Origin of the sequence: Streptomyces sp. WMMC500 (assembly GCF_027497195.1) — a bacterium.
Taxonomy (GTDB): domain Bacteria; phylum Actinomycetota; class Actinomycetes; order Streptomycetales; family Streptomycetaceae; genus Streptomyces.
In genome coordinates, this window is sequence record NZ_CP114905.1 from 5,918,331 (window position 1) to 5,936,015 (window position 17,685).

The 17,685-nt window shown below is 72.7% G+C and carries 13 protein-coding genes and 1 riboswitch; of the genes, 9 read left to right on the forward strand and 4 right to left on the reverse strand.

The features are described 5' to 3' along the window. The first annotated feature begins 3 nt into the window (after window positions 1-3). The 3 genes from purE (at window position 4) to O7599_RS25590 (ending at window position 3,592) form a co-directional block, all read left to right on the forward strand. The gene (gene purE / locus O7599_RS25580; RefSeq protein ID WP_281617961.1) at window positions 4-519 is read left to right on the forward strand and encodes a 5-(carboxyamino)imidazole ribonucleotide mutase; all 516 of its coding nucleotides are present in this window, start codon (window positions 4-6) and stop codon (window positions 517-519) included. 217 nt (window positions 520-736) lie between these two features. Continuing rightward, the gene (locus tag O7599_RS25585) at window positions 737-1,948 is read left to right on the forward strand and encodes a dipeptidase (RefSeq protein ID WP_281617962.1); all 1,212 of its coding nucleotides are present in this window, start codon (window positions 737-739) and stop codon (window positions 1,946-1,948) included. Between the two features lie 236 nt (window positions 1,949-2,184). Continuing rightward, window positions 2,185-2,377, forward strand: a riboswitch (cyclic di-AMP (ydaO/yuaA leader). A 3-nt stretch (window positions 2,378-2,380) separates the two neighbouring features. After that, window positions 2,381-3,592, forward strand: a complete 1,212-nt coding sequence (locus tag O7599_RS25590; RefSeq protein ID WP_281617963.1) for a transglycosylase family protein — start codon at window positions 2,381-2,383, stop codon at window positions 3,590-3,592. Window positions 3,593-3,690: 98 nt separating this feature from the next. Here the strand turns inward: O7599_RS25590 and O7599_RS25595 are convergent, their stop codons facing one another. Next, a complete protein-coding gene (locus O7599_RS25595) occupies window positions 3,691-5,031 on the reverse strand; it encodes a UDP-glucose/GDP-mannose dehydrogenase family protein (RefSeq protein WP_281617964.1) in 1,341 nt (446 codons plus the stop codon). 101 nt (window positions 5,032-5,132) lie between these two features. Between O7599_RS25595 and O7599_RS25600 the strand changes: the two genes are divergently transcribed. Further along, window positions 5,133-6,479, forward strand: coding sequence for an LCP family protein (locus tag O7599_RS25600; RefSeq protein ID WP_281617965.1), 1,347 nt, complete (start codon window positions 5,133-5,135; stop codon window positions 6,477-6,479). Window positions 6,480-6,586: 107 nt separating this feature from the next. Then, window positions 6,587-7,759 carry an acyl-CoA dehydrogenase family protein gene (locus tag O7599_RS25605; protein WP_281617966.1) on the forward strand — a complete coding sequence of 391 codons (1,173 nt, stop codon included), beginning with the start codon at window positions 6,587-6,589 and terminating at the stop codon, window positions 7,757-7,759. Window positions 7,760-7,841: 82 nt separating this feature from the next. On the opposite strand, the gene O7599_RS25610 is transcribed toward O7599_RS25605, so the two are convergent. After that, window positions 7,842-8,780 carry a DNA-3-methyladenine glycosylase 2 family protein gene (locus tag O7599_RS25610; RefSeq protein ID WP_281617967.1) on the reverse strand — a complete coding sequence of 313 codons (939 nt, stop codon included), beginning with the start codon at window positions 8,778-8,780 and terminating at the stop codon, window positions 7,842-7,844. A 179-nt stretch (window positions 8,781-8,959) separates the two neighbouring features. Then, on the reverse strand, window positions 8,960-10,249 hold the full coding sequence (locus O7599_RS25615) for a peptidoglycan recognition protein (protein ID WP_281617968.1): 1,290 nt from the start codon (window positions 10,247-10,249) through the stop codon (window positions 8,960-8,962). A gap of 82 nt (window positions 10,250-10,331) precedes the next feature. Between O7599_RS25615 and O7599_RS25620 the strand changes: the two genes are divergently transcribed. The 4 genes from O7599_RS25620 to O7599_RS25635 all read left to right on the forward strand — a co-directional run bounded on the left by O7599_RS25620 (window position 10,332) and on the right by O7599_RS25635 (window position 16,403). Beyond that, window positions 10,332-11,075 (forward strand): TIGR03089 family protein, encoded by a 744-nt coding sequence (locus O7599_RS25620; protein WP_281617969.1) that lies wholly within the window; start codon window positions 10,332-10,334, stop codon window positions 11,073-11,075. A gap of 181 nt (window positions 11,076-11,256) precedes the next feature. Next, window positions 11,257-12,432, forward strand: a complete 1,176-nt coding sequence (locus O7599_RS25625) for an LCP family protein (RefSeq protein ID WP_281617970.1) — start codon at window positions 11,257-11,259, stop codon at window positions 12,430-12,432. Window positions 12,433-12,653: 221 nt separating this feature from the next. After that, window positions 12,654-14,618, forward strand: a complete 1,965-nt coding sequence (locus O7599_RS25630; protein ID WP_281617971.1) for an LCP family protein — start codon at window positions 12,654-12,656, stop codon at window positions 14,616-14,618. A gap of 51 nt (window positions 14,619-14,669) precedes the next feature. Further along, window positions 14,670-16,403, forward strand: a complete 1,734-nt coding sequence (locus O7599_RS25635; protein WP_281617972.1) for an LCP family protein — start codon at window positions 14,670-14,672, stop codon at window positions 16,401-16,403. Between the two features lie 74 nt (window positions 16,404-16,477). Here O7599_RS25635 and O7599_RS25640 read toward each other — a convergent pair whose 3' ends face one another. Then, window positions 16,478-17,512 carry a glycosyltransferase family 2 protein gene (locus O7599_RS25640; RefSeq protein WP_281617973.1) on the reverse strand — a complete coding sequence of 345 codons (1,035 nt, stop codon included), beginning with the start codon at window positions 17,510-17,512 and terminating at the stop codon, window positions 16,478-16,480. Window positions 17,513-17,685 lie beyond the last annotated feature (173 nt).

The following is a 17,685-nucleotide window of genomic DNA, read 5'->3' on the forward strand; positions in this document are numbered from 1 at the left end:
CGTATGAGCGCGGGGAACGGCCCGCTGGTCGGCATCGTCATGGGCTCCGACTCCGACTGGCCGGTCATGGAGGCGGCGGCGCAGGCCCTCGCCGAGTTCGAGGTCCCGTACGAGGTCGACGTCGTCTCCGCGCACCGGATGCCGCGCGAGATGATCGCCTACGGCGAACAGGCCGCCGCCCGCGGCCTGCGCACCCTCATCGCCGGCGCCGGCGGCGCCGCCCACCTCCCGGGCATGCTCGCCTCCGTCACCCCCCTGCCGGTCATCGGCGTCCCGGTCCCCCTGAAGTACCTCGACGGCATGGACTCCCTGCTGTCCATCGTCCAGATGCCCGCGGGCGTCCCGGTCGCCGCGGTCTCCGTGGCCGGCGCCCGCAACGCGGGCCTGCTGGCCGCCCGCATCCTGGCCACCTCCGACGAGGACCTGCGCGGCCGGATGGCGACGTTCCAGGAACAGCTCAACGCCCAGGCCCAGGAGAAGGGCTCCCGCCTCCGCCGCAAGACGACCCGGGACGGCTGACCCGCCGGATCGGGCGGAGCGGTTCTCGTCTTCACGCCCACCGCCTGGAGCAACTTCCTCGCGGCCGTCGTGTCCGGGCAGCCGGCCGGTTCCTGACCGGTTTGCCGGCGCCAGGGGTCCATTCGTGGAGACCAGGGGTCCGACCTGGGCGCGGGAGTGTCGGTGCGCGCGGATAGCGTGGCCTCCTGACCGGCTATCCGCGCAGGGAGGACGACCCATGACCGGCGAACTGCTCGCGCGTGCGCGCGACGTGCTGCGTGCACACCCCGTCGTCGACGGGCACAACGACCTTCCCTGGGCCCTGCGCGAGCAGGTGACGTACGACATCGACCGGCGCGACATCGCCGTCGACCAGAGCGCCCGGCTGCACACCGACATCCCGCGGCTGCGGGCCGGCGGGGTGGGGGCGCAGTTCTGGTCGGTGTACGTGAGCACCGACCTGGCCGGGGACGCCGCCGTCAGCGCGTGTCTGGAGCAGATCGACGTGGTGCGGCAGCTCGTGGACCGCTACCCCGGTGACCTGCGGCTCGCGGTGACCGCCGACGAGGTGGAGGCGGCCCGGGCCGACGGGCGGATCGCCTCGCTGATGGGGGCCGAGGGCGGGCACTCCATCGCCAACTCGCTCGCCACCCTGCGCGCCCTGCGCCTGCTCGGCGTGCGCTATATGACGCTCACGCACAACGACAACACCGACTGGGCCGACTCCGCCACCGACGAGCCGCGGCACGGCGGGCTCACCGCCTTCGGCGAGGAGGTGGTGCGCGAGATGAACCGGATCGGCATGCTCGTCGACCTCTCCCACGTGGCCCCCGCCACCATGCGCGCCGCGCTGCGCGTCACCGAGGCGCCGGTCGTTTTCTCCCATTCGTCCGCGCGTGCCCTGTGTGACCACCCGCGCAACATTCCTAATGATGTGCTGGAAATGCTCCCGGCCAACGGCGGGCTCGCGATGGCCACGTTCGTGCCGAAGTTCGTCCTGCCCGCCGCCGTGGCGTGGACCGCGGAGGTGGACGAGCACATGAGCGCCCGCGGCCTGGACCCGTTCGGCGCGGACGACGAAGCGGTCCGCGTGCGCCGGGCGTTCGAGGAGGCGCACCCGCGCCCGCAGGCGACGGCGGCGACCGTGGCGGACCACCTGGATCATATGCGTGAAGTGGCAGGAATCGAACATATCGGTATCGGCGGCGACTTCGACGGTACGCCGTTCACCCCCGAGGACCTCGCCGACGTGGCCGGCTATCCGCACCTCGTCGCCGAGTTGCTGGACCGCCGGTGGTCGGAGGAAGACCTGGCCAGGCTGGTGTGGGGTAACGCGCTGCGGGTGCTGCGCGACGCCGAGGACGCGGCCCGCGAAGTGGCCGCGCGGCGGGGCCCGTCGGTCGCGACCATCGAGCAGCTCGATGGGCCGCGGGAGTCCTCAAGTGGCTGAAGTGACATATGTCACTCACAGAATTCTCATGTCATGAGGCAATGTGTCCGACTCCTCTGGTTTCGACAAGTCTCCACCGTCGAGGGGTAATTGAGCGGTGGCGCGTGAGGCGGAGGCGGACGGGATGATTCCGGTGTGACGTGGGGTACGGCCGTGACGATGCCTCACGGCTTGTTCTGTTTTCGGCGGTGTGTTTACGGTGCTCGCCGTGCTCGCGCCACCGAAGCGGGTACCTCGTCGCCGTAACGCCGAATCCTGTCGGCGGCGACGGGCAGGCACTTCAGCTTTCACGGCAGGAGCGGGGGACCCAGGTAAGTGCCGCACCGTGCGCCAGCGCGGGACGGCTTGGGGTGAAGCCATGCTCCGCATGGCCGGGCATCTCCAGCTCGAACCCGACAGCTCACCTCGCAGGCGTCGGAGAGGAGCATGGCCATGTCCGCACGCGGACGTCACCGTCGCCTGGGCCGGATAGCCCGGGGCAGCAGGGCCCTCGTCATCGCCGCCGGCGGCGCCGGCGTCGCCCTTCCGCTCATCGCCGGCGGCAACGCCCAGGCCGCCTCCGTCGACACCTGGGACCGCGTGGCCCAGTGCGAGAGCGGCGGCGACTGGAGCATCAGCACCGGTAACGGCTTCTACGGCGGTCTGCAGTTCGTGCAGAGCACCTGGGAGGGCTACGGCGGCACCCAGTACGCGCCGCGCGCCGACCAGGCCACCAAGGAGCAGCAGATCGAGATCGCCGAGAAGGTCCTCGCCTCGCAGGGCCCCGGCGCCTGGCCGGTCTGCTCCGGCCAGGCCGGCCTCACCCAGGGCGGCCCCGCCCCCGACCTCTCCACCGGCGGTGGCGAGGAGGCCGAGCAGGAGAGCGCGCCCGCGGCGCAGACCGAGTCCGAGCAGGCCGCGAAGGACGAGGCTCCGAAGCAGGAGCAGGCGCCGGAGAAGAAGTACGAGAAGGCCGGCAACTACACCGTCGTCTCCGGCGACACCCTGTGGGATATTGCTCGCAAGCACGGCATCGCGGGCGGCTGGCAGTCGATCTACGAGGGCAACAAGGACGTCATCGGCGACGACCCGGACCTGATCTTCCCGGGCCAGGAGTACGAGTTCGACGGCGGCGAAGAGGTCACGCTCGACGAGCCCGAGAACCCTCCGGCCCAGCAGTCCGCCGCGCAGCAGGACGAGCCGGCGGACGAGGCGCCGCAGCAGGAGGAGTCCGCCGAGGAGGCTACGGCGGGCGGCTTCTCCGCTCCGGTCGACGCCGCCGTGTCGACCCCGTACCGGGCCGCGGGCGGCTCCTGGTCCAGCGGTTACCACACCGGTGTCGACTTCTCCGCCGGCACCGGCACCCCGGTCAAGGCCGTCAGCTCCGGCACCGTCGTCAAGGCCGGCAACGGCGCCGACGGCGGCGCGTACGGCATCGCCGTCGTGATCCAGCACGACGACGGCCACTACAGCCAGTACGCCCACCTGTCGTCCGCCTCGGTGAGCGTGGGCCAGACCGTGGGCGCCGGCGAGCAGATCGGCCTGGTCGGCTCCACCGGCAACTCCACCGGGCCGCACCTGCACTTCGAGGTGCGCACCAGCCCGGACTACGGCTCCGACATCGACCCGGTCGCGTACCTGCGCGACAACGGCGTCACGGTCTGAGGGTCCCCCGTACGGCGCAGCCCCCCGTTTCCGGCGGAACGGGGGGCTTTGCCATGCGGTCTTCGACTCGGGTCCCCGGCCCGGCGCCTCCTCGCGGGCTACGCGGCCGGGCGGCCCATGGCGCGGAACGTCCAGCCCGCGGCGCGCCAGGGCGCCGGGTCGAGCGTGTTCCGGCCGTCGATCAGATGCGGCCGGGTGACGACCGTCGCCAGGTGCCCGGGGTCGAGGGCGCGGAACTCCGGCCACTCCGTGAGGTGCAGCACTATGTCGGCGCCGCGCAACGCCTCTTCCGCCGACTCGGCATAGCGCAGGGTGGGGAAGACGCTGCGGGCGTTCGCCATCCCCTTGGGGTCGTAGACGGTGACCTGGCCGCCCTGGAGGTGGATCTGCCCGGCGACGTTCAGGGCCGGGGAGTCGCGTACGTCGTCGGAGTCGGGCTTGAACGCGGCACCCAGGACGGCGATCCGGCGGCCCAGGAAGGAGCCGTCGCAGGCGTCGCGGGCGAGTTCGACCATGTGCGCGCGGCGGCGCATGTTGATCGAGTCGACCTCGCGGAGGAACGTCAGCGCCTGGTCCACGCCGAGTTCGCCGGCGCGGGCCATGAACGCGCGGATGTCCTTGGGCAGGCAGCCGCCGCCGAAGCCGATACCCGCGCGCAGGAACTTCCGGCCGATCCGCTCGTCGTAGCCGATGGCTTCCGCCAGCTTGACGACGTCGCCGCCCGCGGCCTCGCAGATCTCGGCCATGGCGTTGATGAACGAGATCTTCGTGGCGAGGAAGGCGTTGGCCGAGGTCTTCACCAGCTCGGCGGTCGGGTAGTCCGCGACCACGAACGGCGTGCCGGAGTCCAGCGGTGTCGCGTACACCTCGCGCAGCACCTTCTCCGCGCGGTCGCTCGCCACGCCGACGACGATGCGGTCCGGGCGCAGGGTGTCCTCGACGGCGAAGCCCTCGCGCAGGAACTCCGGGTTCCAGGCCAGCTCGGCCTGCTCCCCGGCGGGTGCCAGCTCGGCCAGCCGGCGGGCCAGCCGGGCGGCGGAGCCCACCGGCACCGTCGACTTGCCGACCACCAGGCAGGGGCGGTCGAGGCGCGGCGCGAGGGTGTCGATCGCGGCGTCGACGAAGCTCATGTCGCAGCCGTACTCGCCGTGCTTCTGCGGCGTGTTCACGCAGACGAAGTGCACGTCGCCGAACGCGGCCAGCTCGTCCCAGTCCGTGGTGAAGCGCAGCCGCCCCGACGCGCCCTCGACCCCGGCGACGTGCTTGCGCAGCAGGTCCTCCAGGCCCGGTTCGTACATCGGCACCCTGCCCGTGGACAGCAGCTCGACCTTCTCCTCGACCACGTCGAGGCCGAGCACCTCGAAGCCCAGCTCTGCCATGGCGGCGGCGTGCGTGGCACCGAGGTAGCCGGTGCCGATCACCGTGATCTTCAAGGTCATGGTCCCGAGCATAGCGGCGGGCCATGACACGCCACCCGGGCAACCTTGGGCACCGGTACGGAGTCTGATTCATGAACGTGCATCGCAGGGGAGTGGGGATCGTGGCGAGGCAGCATCTGGACGGAGCGGGCAGCGGAACCGACGAGCCCGGCACGCCGCGCGCCCGCGAACCGGAGGCGCCGTACGCCGCGGACACGTCGACGGCGGGGCACGCGGCGTACGTGGACGCGGCGTTCGGGCCGGAGGAGCCGGGCGCGCCGGGCGCCGAGGGCGGGTCTTCCGGGGCGACCGCCGGTGCGGACCGGACGGCGGACCCGGCGGCGGCTCCGGCCGATCCGGCAGGCCCGGACGACCCCGGCGGCCCCGACGGACCCGACGGCCCCGACGACCCCGCCGGGGAACCGGCGCACGCCGCGCCCCGCCGCCGTAGGAGCCGCGGCCGCAAGGTGCTCCTCGGCGCCGTGATCATGCTCGTCACGGGCGTCCTCATGGCCGCAGCCGGCCTCTGGTGGGCGTACGAGCACTACACCGGCCGCGTCGACCGCATCCCGAACGCCTTCCCCACCGGGGTCCCCGAGAAGCACCGGCCGGCGCCGTCCAAGGGCGGCGAAACGTACCTGCTCATCGGCGTCGACGCCCGCTCCGACCTGCCGCTCACCGGCGACGACGCCGGCGAGCACACCTGGGAGCCGGGCGCGCAGCGCAGCGACACGATGATGCTCGTCCACCTCCCCGAGGGCCGCGACGGCGGCTACGTCGTCTCCCTGCCCCGCGACTCCTGGGTGAACATCCCCGGCCTGGGCGACGCCAAGCTCAACGCCGCCTTCTCCCACGGCGGCCCCCCGCTGCTCATCGACACCGTGCAGCGGATGACGAAGGTCAGGATCGACCACCTCGCGGTGGTCGACTGGAGCGGCTTCAAGCGGCTCACCGACGCCGTGGGCGGCGTGGACATCACCATCGACGAGACCACCCCGCGCCGCAACGGCGGCCGCGAGTGGACCGCCGGCACCCACCACATGGACGGCCAGACCGCCCTCGACTACGTACGCGAACGCCACGGCCTGCCCCGCGGCGACCTCGACCGCACCCAGCGGCAGCAGAACTTCCTGCGCGCGGTCATCACCGAGACGATGTCCGCGGACAACTTCTCCAACCCGCTCAAGGTCAAACGCCTGCTGGACGCGGTGACCGCCACCGTCAGCGTCGACGACCGCTTCTCGGACGGCGCGATGCGCGACCTCATGTGGGACATGAAGGGCGTGCGCTCCGACGACCTGGTGTTCATGAACGCGCCGGTCGCGGGGCTCGACATGATCGACGGCCAGTCGGTGGTGCTGCTGGACGACAAGGCGGGCGACCCCTTGTGGGAGGCCATGCGCAACGACACCATGGCGCGGTACGTGGAGAAGTACCCGACCGACCGCCTGGGCGGCACGGCACCCTGAGCCCGCCGCGGCCCCTGTCGCCAACGTCACGTAGGTCCGCTCGCCGCGCACGGCATACCATCGGAACTACTTAACGGTAGTTAGCATGCGCGGGAGTGGAGAGAGCCTTGGCTGGAGCGCCCGAATTCGACCTGTACCGCCCGGCCGAGGAGCACGACATGCTCCGCGACGCCGTACGCTCGCTCGCCGAGGCGAAGATCGAGCCGTTCGCGGCCGAGGTGGACGAGGAGGCGCGCTTCCCGCAGGAGGCACTCGACGCGCTCGTCACCAACGACCTGCACGCCGTCCACGTCCCCGAGGCGTACGGCGGCGCGGGCGCGGACGCGCTGGCGACGGTCATCGTCATCGAGGAGATCGCCCGCGTCTGCGCCTCGTCCTCCCTCATCCCGGCCGTCAACAAGCTGGGCTCGCTGCCCCTCATGCTCTCCGCCTCGGAGGAGCTGAAGGCGAAGTACCTGACGCCGCTGGCGCGCGGCGAGGCGATGTTCTCGTACTGCCTCTCCGAGCCCGAGGCCGGCTCCGACGCCGCCGGCATGAAGACCCGCGCCGTACGGGACGGCGACTCCTACGTCCTCAACGGCGTCAAGCGCTGGATCACCAACGCGGGCGTCTCCGAGTACTACACCGTGATGGCCGTCACCGACCCGGAGAAGCGCTCCAAGGGCATCTCCGCCTTCGTCGTCGAGAAGTCCGACGAGGGCGTCTCCTTCGGCGCCCCGGAGAAGAAGCTCGGCATCAAGGGCTCCCCCACCCGCGAGGTCTACCTCGACAACGTCCGCATCCCCGCGGATCGCATGATCGGCGCCGAAGGAACCGGCTTCGCCACCGCGATGAAGACCCTCGACCACACCCGCATCACCATCGCCGCCCAGGCGCTGGGCATCGCGCAGGGCGCCCTCGACTACGCGAAGGGCTACGTCCGCGAACGCAAACAGTTCGGCAAGCCGGTCGCGGACTTCCAGGGCGTGCAGTTCATGCTCGCCGACATGGCCATGAAGATCGAGGCCGCCCGCCAGTTGACGTACGCCGCCGCGGCGAAGTCCGAGCGGGTCGCCGCCGGCGGCGGCGACGCGGATCTCACCTTCCAGGGCGCGGCGGCGAAGTGCTTCGCCTCCGACACGGCGATGGAGGCGACGACGGACGCGGTCCAGCTCCTGGGCGGCTACGGCTACACGCGCGACTACCCGGTGGAGCGCATGATGCGCGACGCCAAGATCACCCAGATCTACGAGGGCACGAACCAGGTCCAGCGCATCGTCATGGCCCGCAACCTGCCCTGACGTCCACGGACGCCCGCCCCCCGCCGGTACGTTGCGGGGGCCGGGGGCCGGGGGCCGGGGGCCGGGGGCCGGGGGCCGGGGGTCAGAGGCGGGCTATGTCGGGGATGGCGGCCTTGGGTTTGCGGCGTGGGGGCATGCGGCCCAGGAGGCAGATGTAGCGCGTGGCGCGGTGGCGTTGGGCCCCGGGCGCGTAGGGGGCGAGGAGCTCCAGCATGCGGGCGTCGTCCGCGTCGCGTTCGCGGAGCAGGGTGTAGCCCACGATGCGGGGCAGGTGCAGGTCGCCGACCGTGACGGCGTCGGCGGCGCCGTTGACGCGCTGGAGGGTCTCGGCCGCCGTCCAGGGGCCGATGCCGGGGATGGCCGTGAGGCGGCGGGTGGCGGCTTCGAGGTCCATGCCCGCCGCCGCCTGGAGGGCGCGGGCGCGGCGGACGGCTCGTACGATCGCCGCCGCGCGCTTGCCGTCGACGCCCGCGCGGTGCCACTCCCAGGACGGGATCATCGCCCAGCCGTGCGCGTCCGGCATCACCCGCATCCGCAGCTCCGTCCCCGCCGGGCCGGGAGCGGGAGCGCCGTAGCGGTACAGCAGCAGACGCCAGGAGCGGTACGCCTCGTCCGTGGTGACCTTCTGTTCCAGCACCGACGGGATCAGCGACTCCAGCACCAGACCGGTGCGGATCAGGCGCAGGCCCGGGTGGCGGCGGCGGGCCTCGTGGACGACCCGGTGGCGCGGGGTGAAGGGCTCCGGGTCGTCCTCCGCGCCCAGCAGCGCCGGCAGGCCGTCCAGCAGCCACTCCGCGCCCGGGCCCCACGCCTCGGCGGCGACCGCGCCGCCCGCGGGGGTGACGCGCAGCGTGCCGGGGCCCGCGGGGGTGCGGCTGGCCCGCCAGATCGCGCCGTCCGCGACGCGGTACGCCGGGTCGCCGGGGCCGCGCCGCAGCACGCCCAGGGTGCGCCACAGGTCGTACGGGCCCGGGGGTGCCCAGGTCCGGGTGCGGACGCGGTGGTCGGGGGCGGCGGGCATGACGCACGACTCTAGCCTCCGCCGCCGACGGCCGCGGCGCCGGCCGGGAGTTGCCCCCCGTCCGGTCCCGGTCCCGGTACGGCGGCGGTCGGCCGCCCCGCCCGGGCCCTGTCGGCCGCCCCGCCCTGGCCCGGCCGGCCGCCCCGTACGGGCCGACCGGGCCTACCGCCGGTGCGCTCTCAGCGGCGGCCCTGGTACGTCGCCGAACTCGCCCTCGCCGCACCCAGCCTGTCGTACAGCCGCACCCCCGGGCACTCCGTCGCGAAGCCGTCCCGGTGGCCCGAGATGACGTTCAGCCTGACCTTCGTCCCGCTGGTGTACTTGCCGCCGCTCGACACCATCGTCTCCGTGCTCTCCGGGTCCTTGCCGAACAGGCCCAGCTTCCACGCCGTCAGCCGCGAGACGGCGTTGACCGAGGACTTGGACGGCGCCGCCGTGTCATAGCTGCCGAGGACGGCGACGCCCATGCTGTTGTGGTTGAAGCCGAGCGTGTGCGCCCCCAGGACCGCGCGCGTGACGCCGCCGGCCCGGCCCTCGTAGATGCGGCCGCACTTGTCGACCAGGAAGTTGTAGCCGAGGTCGGCCCATCCCAGGCTTGCGGTGTGGTAGCGGTAGATGCCGCGGATCAGGCTCGCGGCCTCGCCGCAGCGGTAGTTGTTGCCCGTCGCCGAGTGGTGGACGAAGGCGACGTCCACGGTCTTCGTGTACCTGTGCGCCTGCTCCCGACGGCTCTCGTCCGCGCCCCACCCCTTGCGCGTGACGATCTCCGGCCGCGGGCCGACGAACGGCCGGGCGGCGGCGGGCGGCGCGGGGTCGAGCCGGGCGGCATCCGCTTCCGACGCGGCCTTGGTCTGCGCGGTGATCCGGCCGGCGGCCGCGGTACCGGTCGCCCTCGCCCCGGGTGGTCCCGCCCCGTCCCCGCCCGGGTCGATCAGCTCCGCGGTCAGTCCCCGCGGCAACTCCGCCGCGCCCGCCGTCCGCGTCTGTGGGGGTTTGACGCGGACCTCGATCCCCGTCGAGTCGCCCACCCACAGCGGCGCCGTGCCCCCGCGCCGGGCCGCCGAGCCGCCCTCGCCGGACCCGGACCCTGACCCAGCCCCGGACCCCGGATCGGGGGCGTCCGCGCCGTGTGCGTCGAGGCTCTGCCAGCCGGACCACCGGCCGGACTCCGCCGACCTGGTCCGTACCTGCACGCGCGCGTGCAGCTCCGCCCCCGGCTCCTTCCAGACGACACCGACCATCGTGAACGGTGCGACGTCCGGCTTCGACAGGCCCACTGCGCCGGCCCCGGGGCCGCGCGAGGACCCGTCGAGCGGCGCGAGCGGCAGGGACTGCGTGCGGCCGTCCGCCCGCTCGGCCCCCTCGGCCCGCTGGGCCTGAGGGATCACGGACGCCACCGCGAACGGCGTCAGCGGGGCGAGCAGGGCGGCGGCGGATATGGCGATGATCGAAGAAGAAAATGGGTACATATGACGCATCCTGGCTATGTCGCCCACCGCTGTCCATTTGCCCCTGCCGGACGGAGTAACGCGACGGCGTAACCTGGCGGCGATGAACCCCACCGCCGCCACCCCCGCCGCCCTGCTCGACGCCGCCCTCGCAGGCGACCCGGCCCGCCCCCTGGTCACGTACTACGACGACACCACCGGCGAGCGCGTCGAACTGTCCGTCGCCACCTTCGCCAACTGGGTGGCCAAGACCGCCAACCTCCTCCAGGGCGACCTCGGCGCCGAGCCCGGCGACCGCCTCGCGCTGCTCCTGCCCGCCCACTGGCAGACCGCCGTCTGGTTGCTGGCCTGCGCCGCGACCGGCGTCACCGCCGTGCCCGCCGACCCCGACCCGGCCGCCGCCGACCTCGTCGTCAGCGGCCCCGACGCGCTGGCGCAGGCCCGCGCCTGCACCGGCGAGCGGATCGCGCTCAGCCTGCGCCCGCTCGGCGCCCGCTTCCCGCAGGCGCCGGACGGCTTCCTCGACTACGCGGCGGAGGTGCCCGGCCAGGGCGACCGCTTCCAGCCGTACGCGCCCGTCGACCCGAACGCGCCGGCGCTCGACGTCGCGGGCGCGGAGTTCACCGCCGCCGAGCTGGTCCTACGCGCCCGCGCGGACGCGGAGTCGCGCGCGCTGGCGCCGGGCTCCCGCACGCTGTCGACGCTCGGGTACGACTCGTGGGAAGGGCTCTCCGCGGGGCTGTACGCGCCCCTGGCCGCCGGCGCCGCGGTGGTGCTCTGCCCGTACCTGGACCGGCTCTCGCCCGAGCAGCAGGAGAAGCGCAGGGCCGACGAGCGCGTCGCGTAACACGCCCCCACCGCCCCACCGACCCGACTCCCGGCACCGCCCCCGAGCGACGCGCGCGAGCGAAGTTATCGGGCGTAACGCCTCATTCGTGATGCGATAGACCGAATGCGGCGGGCCGTACGACCCCGGGGGGTGCTCGGCCGTCTGCACCAGGTGGACACCGGCCGAGTGAGTGTGAGCGATGGGCGCAGACGAGACCGGCCCGTGGGAGGGCGCTTCCCCCGAACCGGGCGACCCCGGACGGGCCCGCCGCCCCGGCCGGGCACGCCGCCCCCGCACCCGCCGCCGCGTCCTCGCCCGCCGCGTCGGCCTCGCCCTGGCCGTCCTCGTCCTCGCCCTCTCCGGCGTCGGCTGGTACTTCTACCAGCGCTTCGACAGCAACATCACCGTCGACTCCGCCACCGCCCGCGAGCTGCAGCGCTACGAGGAGGACCGCCCCGCGCCCGCCGCCGGCGGGGCCACCAACGTCCTCCTCATCGGCTCCGACTCCCGCGCCGGCACCGACCGCTACGGCCGCGACACCGGCGTCGAACGCTCCGACACCGCCGTGCTCCTGCACCTCGCCGGCGACCGCGACAGCGTCACCGCCCTGAGCATCCCGCGCGACCTCATGGTCGAGATCCCCGACTGCCGCCGCCCCGGCGGCGGGAAGAGCGGCAAGCAGGTCAACCAGTTCAACTTCAGCTTCGCCTACGGCGGCGCCGCGTGCACGATCCGCGTGGTGGAGAAGCTCGTCGGGGTGCGCGTGGACCACCACGTCATCGTCGACTTCCAGGGCTTCACGAAGGTCGTGGACGCCGTCGACGGCGTGGAGATGTGCCTGCCCGCGCCGATGCGCGACGAATCGGCCAAGCTGCGGCTGCCCGCGGGCCGCCAGGTGCTCGACGGAGAGGAGGCTCTGGGCTACGTACGGGCGCGCAAGTCCCTCGACGGCGGCAGCGACACCCAACGCATGCGGCGGCAGCAGGAGTTCATGGCCTCGCTCGTCAACAAGGTGCAGAGCAACGGCGTGCTGTTCAACCCGCTGCGCCTCGCCCCGCTGCTGGACGCGGTGACCTCCGCGCTCACCGCCAACGAGGAGTTGTCGTCGCTCGCCGAGCTGTACGACCTCGTACGCCTCGTGCGCGAGGTGCCGCAGGAGCGCGTGCACTTCCTGACCGTGCCGCGCCGCCCGTACCACCTCGACTCCAACCGCGACGAACTGGTGCAGCCGGCGGCGGGCAGGCTGTTCGGGGCGCTGCGCGCCGACAGCGTCGTGCGCTTCGTCTCGGAGGGCAGGAAAGCGAAGCAGAAGCGGGACCCCGACGCACCGCCCGCCTTCGAGGGCACAACCCCCGCGGATGACATCTGCCGATAGAGCGGATCAACGCGCACAAGGGGGGCACGGTGTATGGAGTGGATGCGCGGGATGTCCTGTTACGAGTGCGTGGAATTTGTCACGGGCGTCGCCAGTCGCCGAAAGAGGCGGCTAGTGTGAGCCGACCGGCCGCCTGACAGGCGGTCGTCGAGTGTATGGAGAAAGACCGGGCGCCGGCCGGGGGAGGCGCTGACCGAGCGATGTGAGGGACCCAAGCGACCGTGGATGGGCGAGGCCGTGGACACGCCGGCGAGGTCGACCCCGCCGATCAGTGGGTGTTCAATCCCGAGACAGGCAGCTACGAACTGCGTCTCGACCCGCAGATCCCGGGCAGACAGGGCCCCCAGCCCCACGGCCAACACGCACCGGGTCCGCACGGTCACGCCCCGCAGGGCTACGGCGACGGCCCGCCCCAGGCGCCGCAGCAGTACATTCCGCAACAGAACGGGCAGCCCCCGCACGGCGGGCCCCCGGGCCCGCAGCATCCGCAGCCCCCGCATCCCCAAGCCCCGCATCCTCAAGGCCCGCATCCCCAAGCCCAGCATCCCCAGCACGCGCAGCCCCCACCGGGCCACCCCCACCCCGGCCAGGCGCAGGCCCCGCCCGGCGGGCACCAGCCCTCGCATGCCGAAGCCCCCGAACGCCCCCACGAGCCCCGCCTGCCGTCCCAGCGGCGCCGCGGCGCGGGGGGCGGCTCCGGCGGCGCGGGCGGCGGCGCCGGAACGGGCCCGGGGTCCGGCTCCGAAGGGCCGCGCAGCCGCCGCCGTCCCAAGCCGCGCAAGAGCCGCAAGAAGAAGGCGCTGATCTGGATCGCCGGCGGCCTCGCGCTCGTGCTCTTCGCCGTCGGCACCGCCGCGTTCCTCATCTACCGCAAGCTCAACGGCAACATCGACAAGGTCGACGTCGCCGGCGAGGACCACGCGGCGGTCATCGACGGCCCCGTCAACATCCTCGTGATGGGCACGGACAAGCGCACCGGCAAGGGCAACACCAGCTACGGCGACATGAACAGCCCCGGCCACGCCGACACCACCCTGCTGTTCCACGTCTCCGAGGACCGCACCAACGCCACCGCGCTGAGCATCCCGCGCGACATGATCACGGACATACCCGACTGCAAGACCAAGCAGGAGGACGGGAGCTGGAAGACCATCCCGGGCACGTACGGGACGAAGTTCAACGAAAGCCTCGGGCAGTACGGCCGTGACCCCGGCTGCACCTGGAAGACCGTCGAGAAGCTGACCGGTCTCGACGTGAACCACTTCATCCTCGCGGACTTCAACGCCGTCAAGGACCTGTCCAGCGCGGTCGGCGGCGTCGAGGTGTGCCTCGCCGAGGACATCGACGACCCCAAGTCGAAGCTGAACCTGCCGGCCGGCCGGCACACCATCGAGGGCGAGGAGGCGCTCGCCTTCGTCCGCACCCGCTACTCGGTCGGCTTCGGCAGCGACCTGAGCCGGATCGAACTGCAGCAGCAGTTCCTCAGCTCGCTCATCCGCAAGATGAAGTCCGGCGGCTCGCTCAGCAACCCGAAGAAGCTCTTCGACCTGGCCGACGCGGCCACCAAGGCGCTCACGGTCGACTCCGGCATCGGCAGTGCCAAGAAGCTCATGGACCTGGCCAACGACCTCAAGAAGGTGCCGCAGGACGAGATTACTTTCGCCACCTTGCCGGTTCTGGACAACCCTGAGGACCAGGCAACCGTCGTAATGGACGAGGCCAAAGCCAAGCCGCTCTTCAAACTGCTGGAGGCGGACAAGCCGTTCGACGGGGCGAAGAAGGACAAGAAGGACGAACCGGTGAAGAAGGCGGAGCCCGAGGAGGTGAGGGTCGAGGTCGTCAACGGCGGTGGGGAGTCCGGCATGGCGTCGGCCACCGCCTCGTGGCTGCTGGAGGAGGGCGCGGGCTACGCCGCCGAGGCGGGCAACACCCCGGACCTGCAGCCGGAGACCCGGCTTGAGTACGGCCCTGACCAGGCCGATCAGGCCGCGCGGCTCGCCGACATGATGGGACTGCCGAAGAAGGCCATGAAGAAGACGGGGGAGAACGCAGGGGCCGAAGGGACCATGACGCTCACGCTCGGTGAGGACTTCGCCGCGCCGGGCACCCCGGTCGAGGCGCCGGACAAGGCTCCGGACGGGGTGCAGAACGTCAAGGCCGACGACAAGAACGTCTGTGCGAAGTGAGGCGTACGTGCGGACTGGACACCGCACGTACGCCATCGACCAGGAGGCCCCATGCGCCGCAGCAATGTCCGCGGTAGCGGAGCGCACGGTCGTCCCGACAGAGCCCGCGAGCTCGGCTGGGACGACACTCTCTACGAAGACGCGGACGCGCCGGGTGTGCCCCGGCAGCGGGGCTACGCGCGTCACCCCGACGACGACTCGCACCACGGCCCGCACCACGACGGCCCGCCCCCCGGCGCCCGCCCCGGGGGCTACGGGGACGGCCCCGGCGACGGCGGCCCGCCGCCGCGCCCCCGACGCGGACTGCGCATCGCCCGCTGGTTCTTCGGCATCGTCGCCTTCCTCATACTCGGCACCGCGGCCGCCGGCTATCTCTACTACCGCGAGCTGAACAACAACCTGGAGAAGGACCCGCTCAACCTCGGCAAGAACAAGCTCGACGAGAAGCAGCCCAACGCCGACGGCCAGACCCCGCTCGACATCCTCCTCCTCGGGTCCGACAGCCGGAACTCCGACGAGAACGTCCGCCTCGGCGGCGCCCGCGCCGACCGCGGCCGCAAGCCGCTCGCCGACGTGCAGATGCTGCTCCACGTCTCCGCGGACCGCAGCAACATGTCCGTCGTCAGCGTCCCGCGCGACACCCGGGTGACGATCCCCGAGTGCACCGACCCCGACGACGGCACCGTCTACCCCGAGACCACCACCGAGACCATCAACACCAGCCTCCAGCACGGCGGTCCCGGCTGCACCGTCGCCGCCTGGGAGGCCATGACCGGCGTCTCCATCGACCACTTCATGATGATCGACTTCGCCGGCGTGGTGAGCATGGCCGACGCGGTCGGCGGCGTCCCCGTCTGCGTCCGCGACAACGTCTACGACGAGGACTCCGGGCTGCGCCTGGAGGAGGGCGAGACGACCATCAAGGGCGAGCAGGCACTGCAGTGGCTGCGGACCCGGCACGGCTTCGAGGACGGCAGCGACATCGGCCGCACCCACGCGCAGCACCAGTACATGAACGCGATGGCCCGCCAGCTCAAGGAGGGCGCCAAGCTCTCCGACCCCGGCAAGCTGCGCGCCCTCGCCGAGGCGGCGACCAACGCGCTCACCGTCGACGAGGGCCTGGGCTCGCTGAAGAAGCTGTACGACCTCGGCAACGACATCAAGAGGGTGCCCGCCGAGCGCATCACCATGACCACGATGCCGTGGGTGCCGGACCCGCAGAACGCCGCGCACGTCGTACCCAACGAGGAGGACGCGCCGCAGATCTGGTCCATGATCCGCAACGACGTCGCCTTCGACGGCAAGGACAAGCCCAAGAAGAAGAAGCCCGACGACCTCGTCGCCCAGGCGGAGCCGAAGGCGGACATCCCCGTCCTCGTGCAGAACGGCACCGGCACCACCATGTACGCCCCGGTCACCGGCCGGGCCGCCGACATCGCCCAGGTGCTCGTCGACGACGGCTTCACGCAGGCCGCCACCGACGCCACCCCCAAGTCGCAGGCGGACACGACCGTCTCGTACGCGACCGAGGAGCAGCACGCGAACGCCCTGGCGGTGGCCAAGTCGATCGGGCTGCCCGACCGGGCGGTGAAGCAGTCCGTCGGCGTCGACGGGGTGACGCTGGTCGTCGGCGCCGACTGGCGCGAGGGCGACGCCTACCCCGCGACCGAGGGCGGGGACGAGGGCGAGGAGACGGGTCCCGAGAAGGCCCCGGAGAGCGCCAACCCGCTGGCGGGCAGCGACAAGAAGGCGTGCATGGACATCAACCCGTCCTACACCTGGTGACCCGCGGGCCCCGTCCGCGTGCGCGGGCGGGGCCCTGAAGCAGCCGGCGGTACGGCGGTGGGCGGGCCGGCGGGTCAGCCGGCCGGGACCGCCGGGCGGCGGCTGGCGATCACCCTCTGCGCCAGCGACCGCGGGCTGGTGAGGAACCCCCAGCCCCACGACATGTGCATCGTCGCCAGCGCCACCGGGATCTGCAGCCGCGCGCGTACCGGCAGCCCGCGCCCCGCGGGCACCGAGCCGGCCGCTATCCCCAGCACGTACGCGAGCGGGACCAACAGCCCCAGCGGCGTCAGCGGGGTCACCAGCACCCCCGCGACGATCCCCGCGAGGGCGGCGGGCGGCGCGAGGTAGCGCGGGTTGATCGAGCCCTTGTGGTAGCGGGCGACGACGCGGCGCCAGCGGCCGTAGTCCTTGTACTGCCTGGCCAGCGCCCGCAGGTTCGGCCGCGGCCGGTACGAGACCTTCAGCTCCGGCGAGAACCAGACCCCGCCGCCGGCCGAGCGGATCCGGAAGTTCAGCTCCCAGTCCTGCGCGCGGATGAACTCCTCGTTGTACCCGCCCTGCTGCTCCAGCGCCTCCCGGCGGAAGACGCCGAGGTAGACGGTGTCCGCGGGGCCCGCCTCGCCGCCGGTGTGGAACGCGGCGTTGCCCACCCCGATGCGCGCGGTCATCGCCGCGGCGACGGCCTGCTCCCAGCTCGTCTCGCCCTCGGCGTGCATGATGCCGCCGACGTTCTGCGCGCCGGTCTCAGCCAGCAGCCGGACGGCGGTGGAGATGTAGCCGGGGGAGAGCATGCCGTGGCCGTCGACGCGGACGACGACCGGGTGCGAGCTGGCCCCGATGGCGGCGTTGAGCCCGGCGGGCGTACGGCCCGTGGGGTTCGGCACCGTCTGCACGCGGCAGCGCGCGCTGTCCGCGGTCTCGCGGACCAGCTCGGCGGCGATGGCGTCGGTGCCGTCCGTGGACGGGCCGAGGGCGATGACGACCTCCAGGTCGCCTGCGTAGTCCTGCTCCAGGATGTGCCGCACCGCCTCGCGGAGGTGCCGCTCCTCGTTGAGCACCGGCATGATCACGGAGACCGCGGGGGGCTTCGTCGCAGAGTCGTTCATAGCGCGGCACAGGTTACCGCGAACGGGGGATCGGGGCGTGCCCGCAGGGTGGCGTCGCGCGTACGGACGGCGTGTGCGGGGAAGGACGGCGCCCGTGTCCCTACCGTGGTCGGATCGTGCCCGTGCCACCGCCTGCCCCGCGGGCACCGACCGCCACCCGGGCACGGACGCGC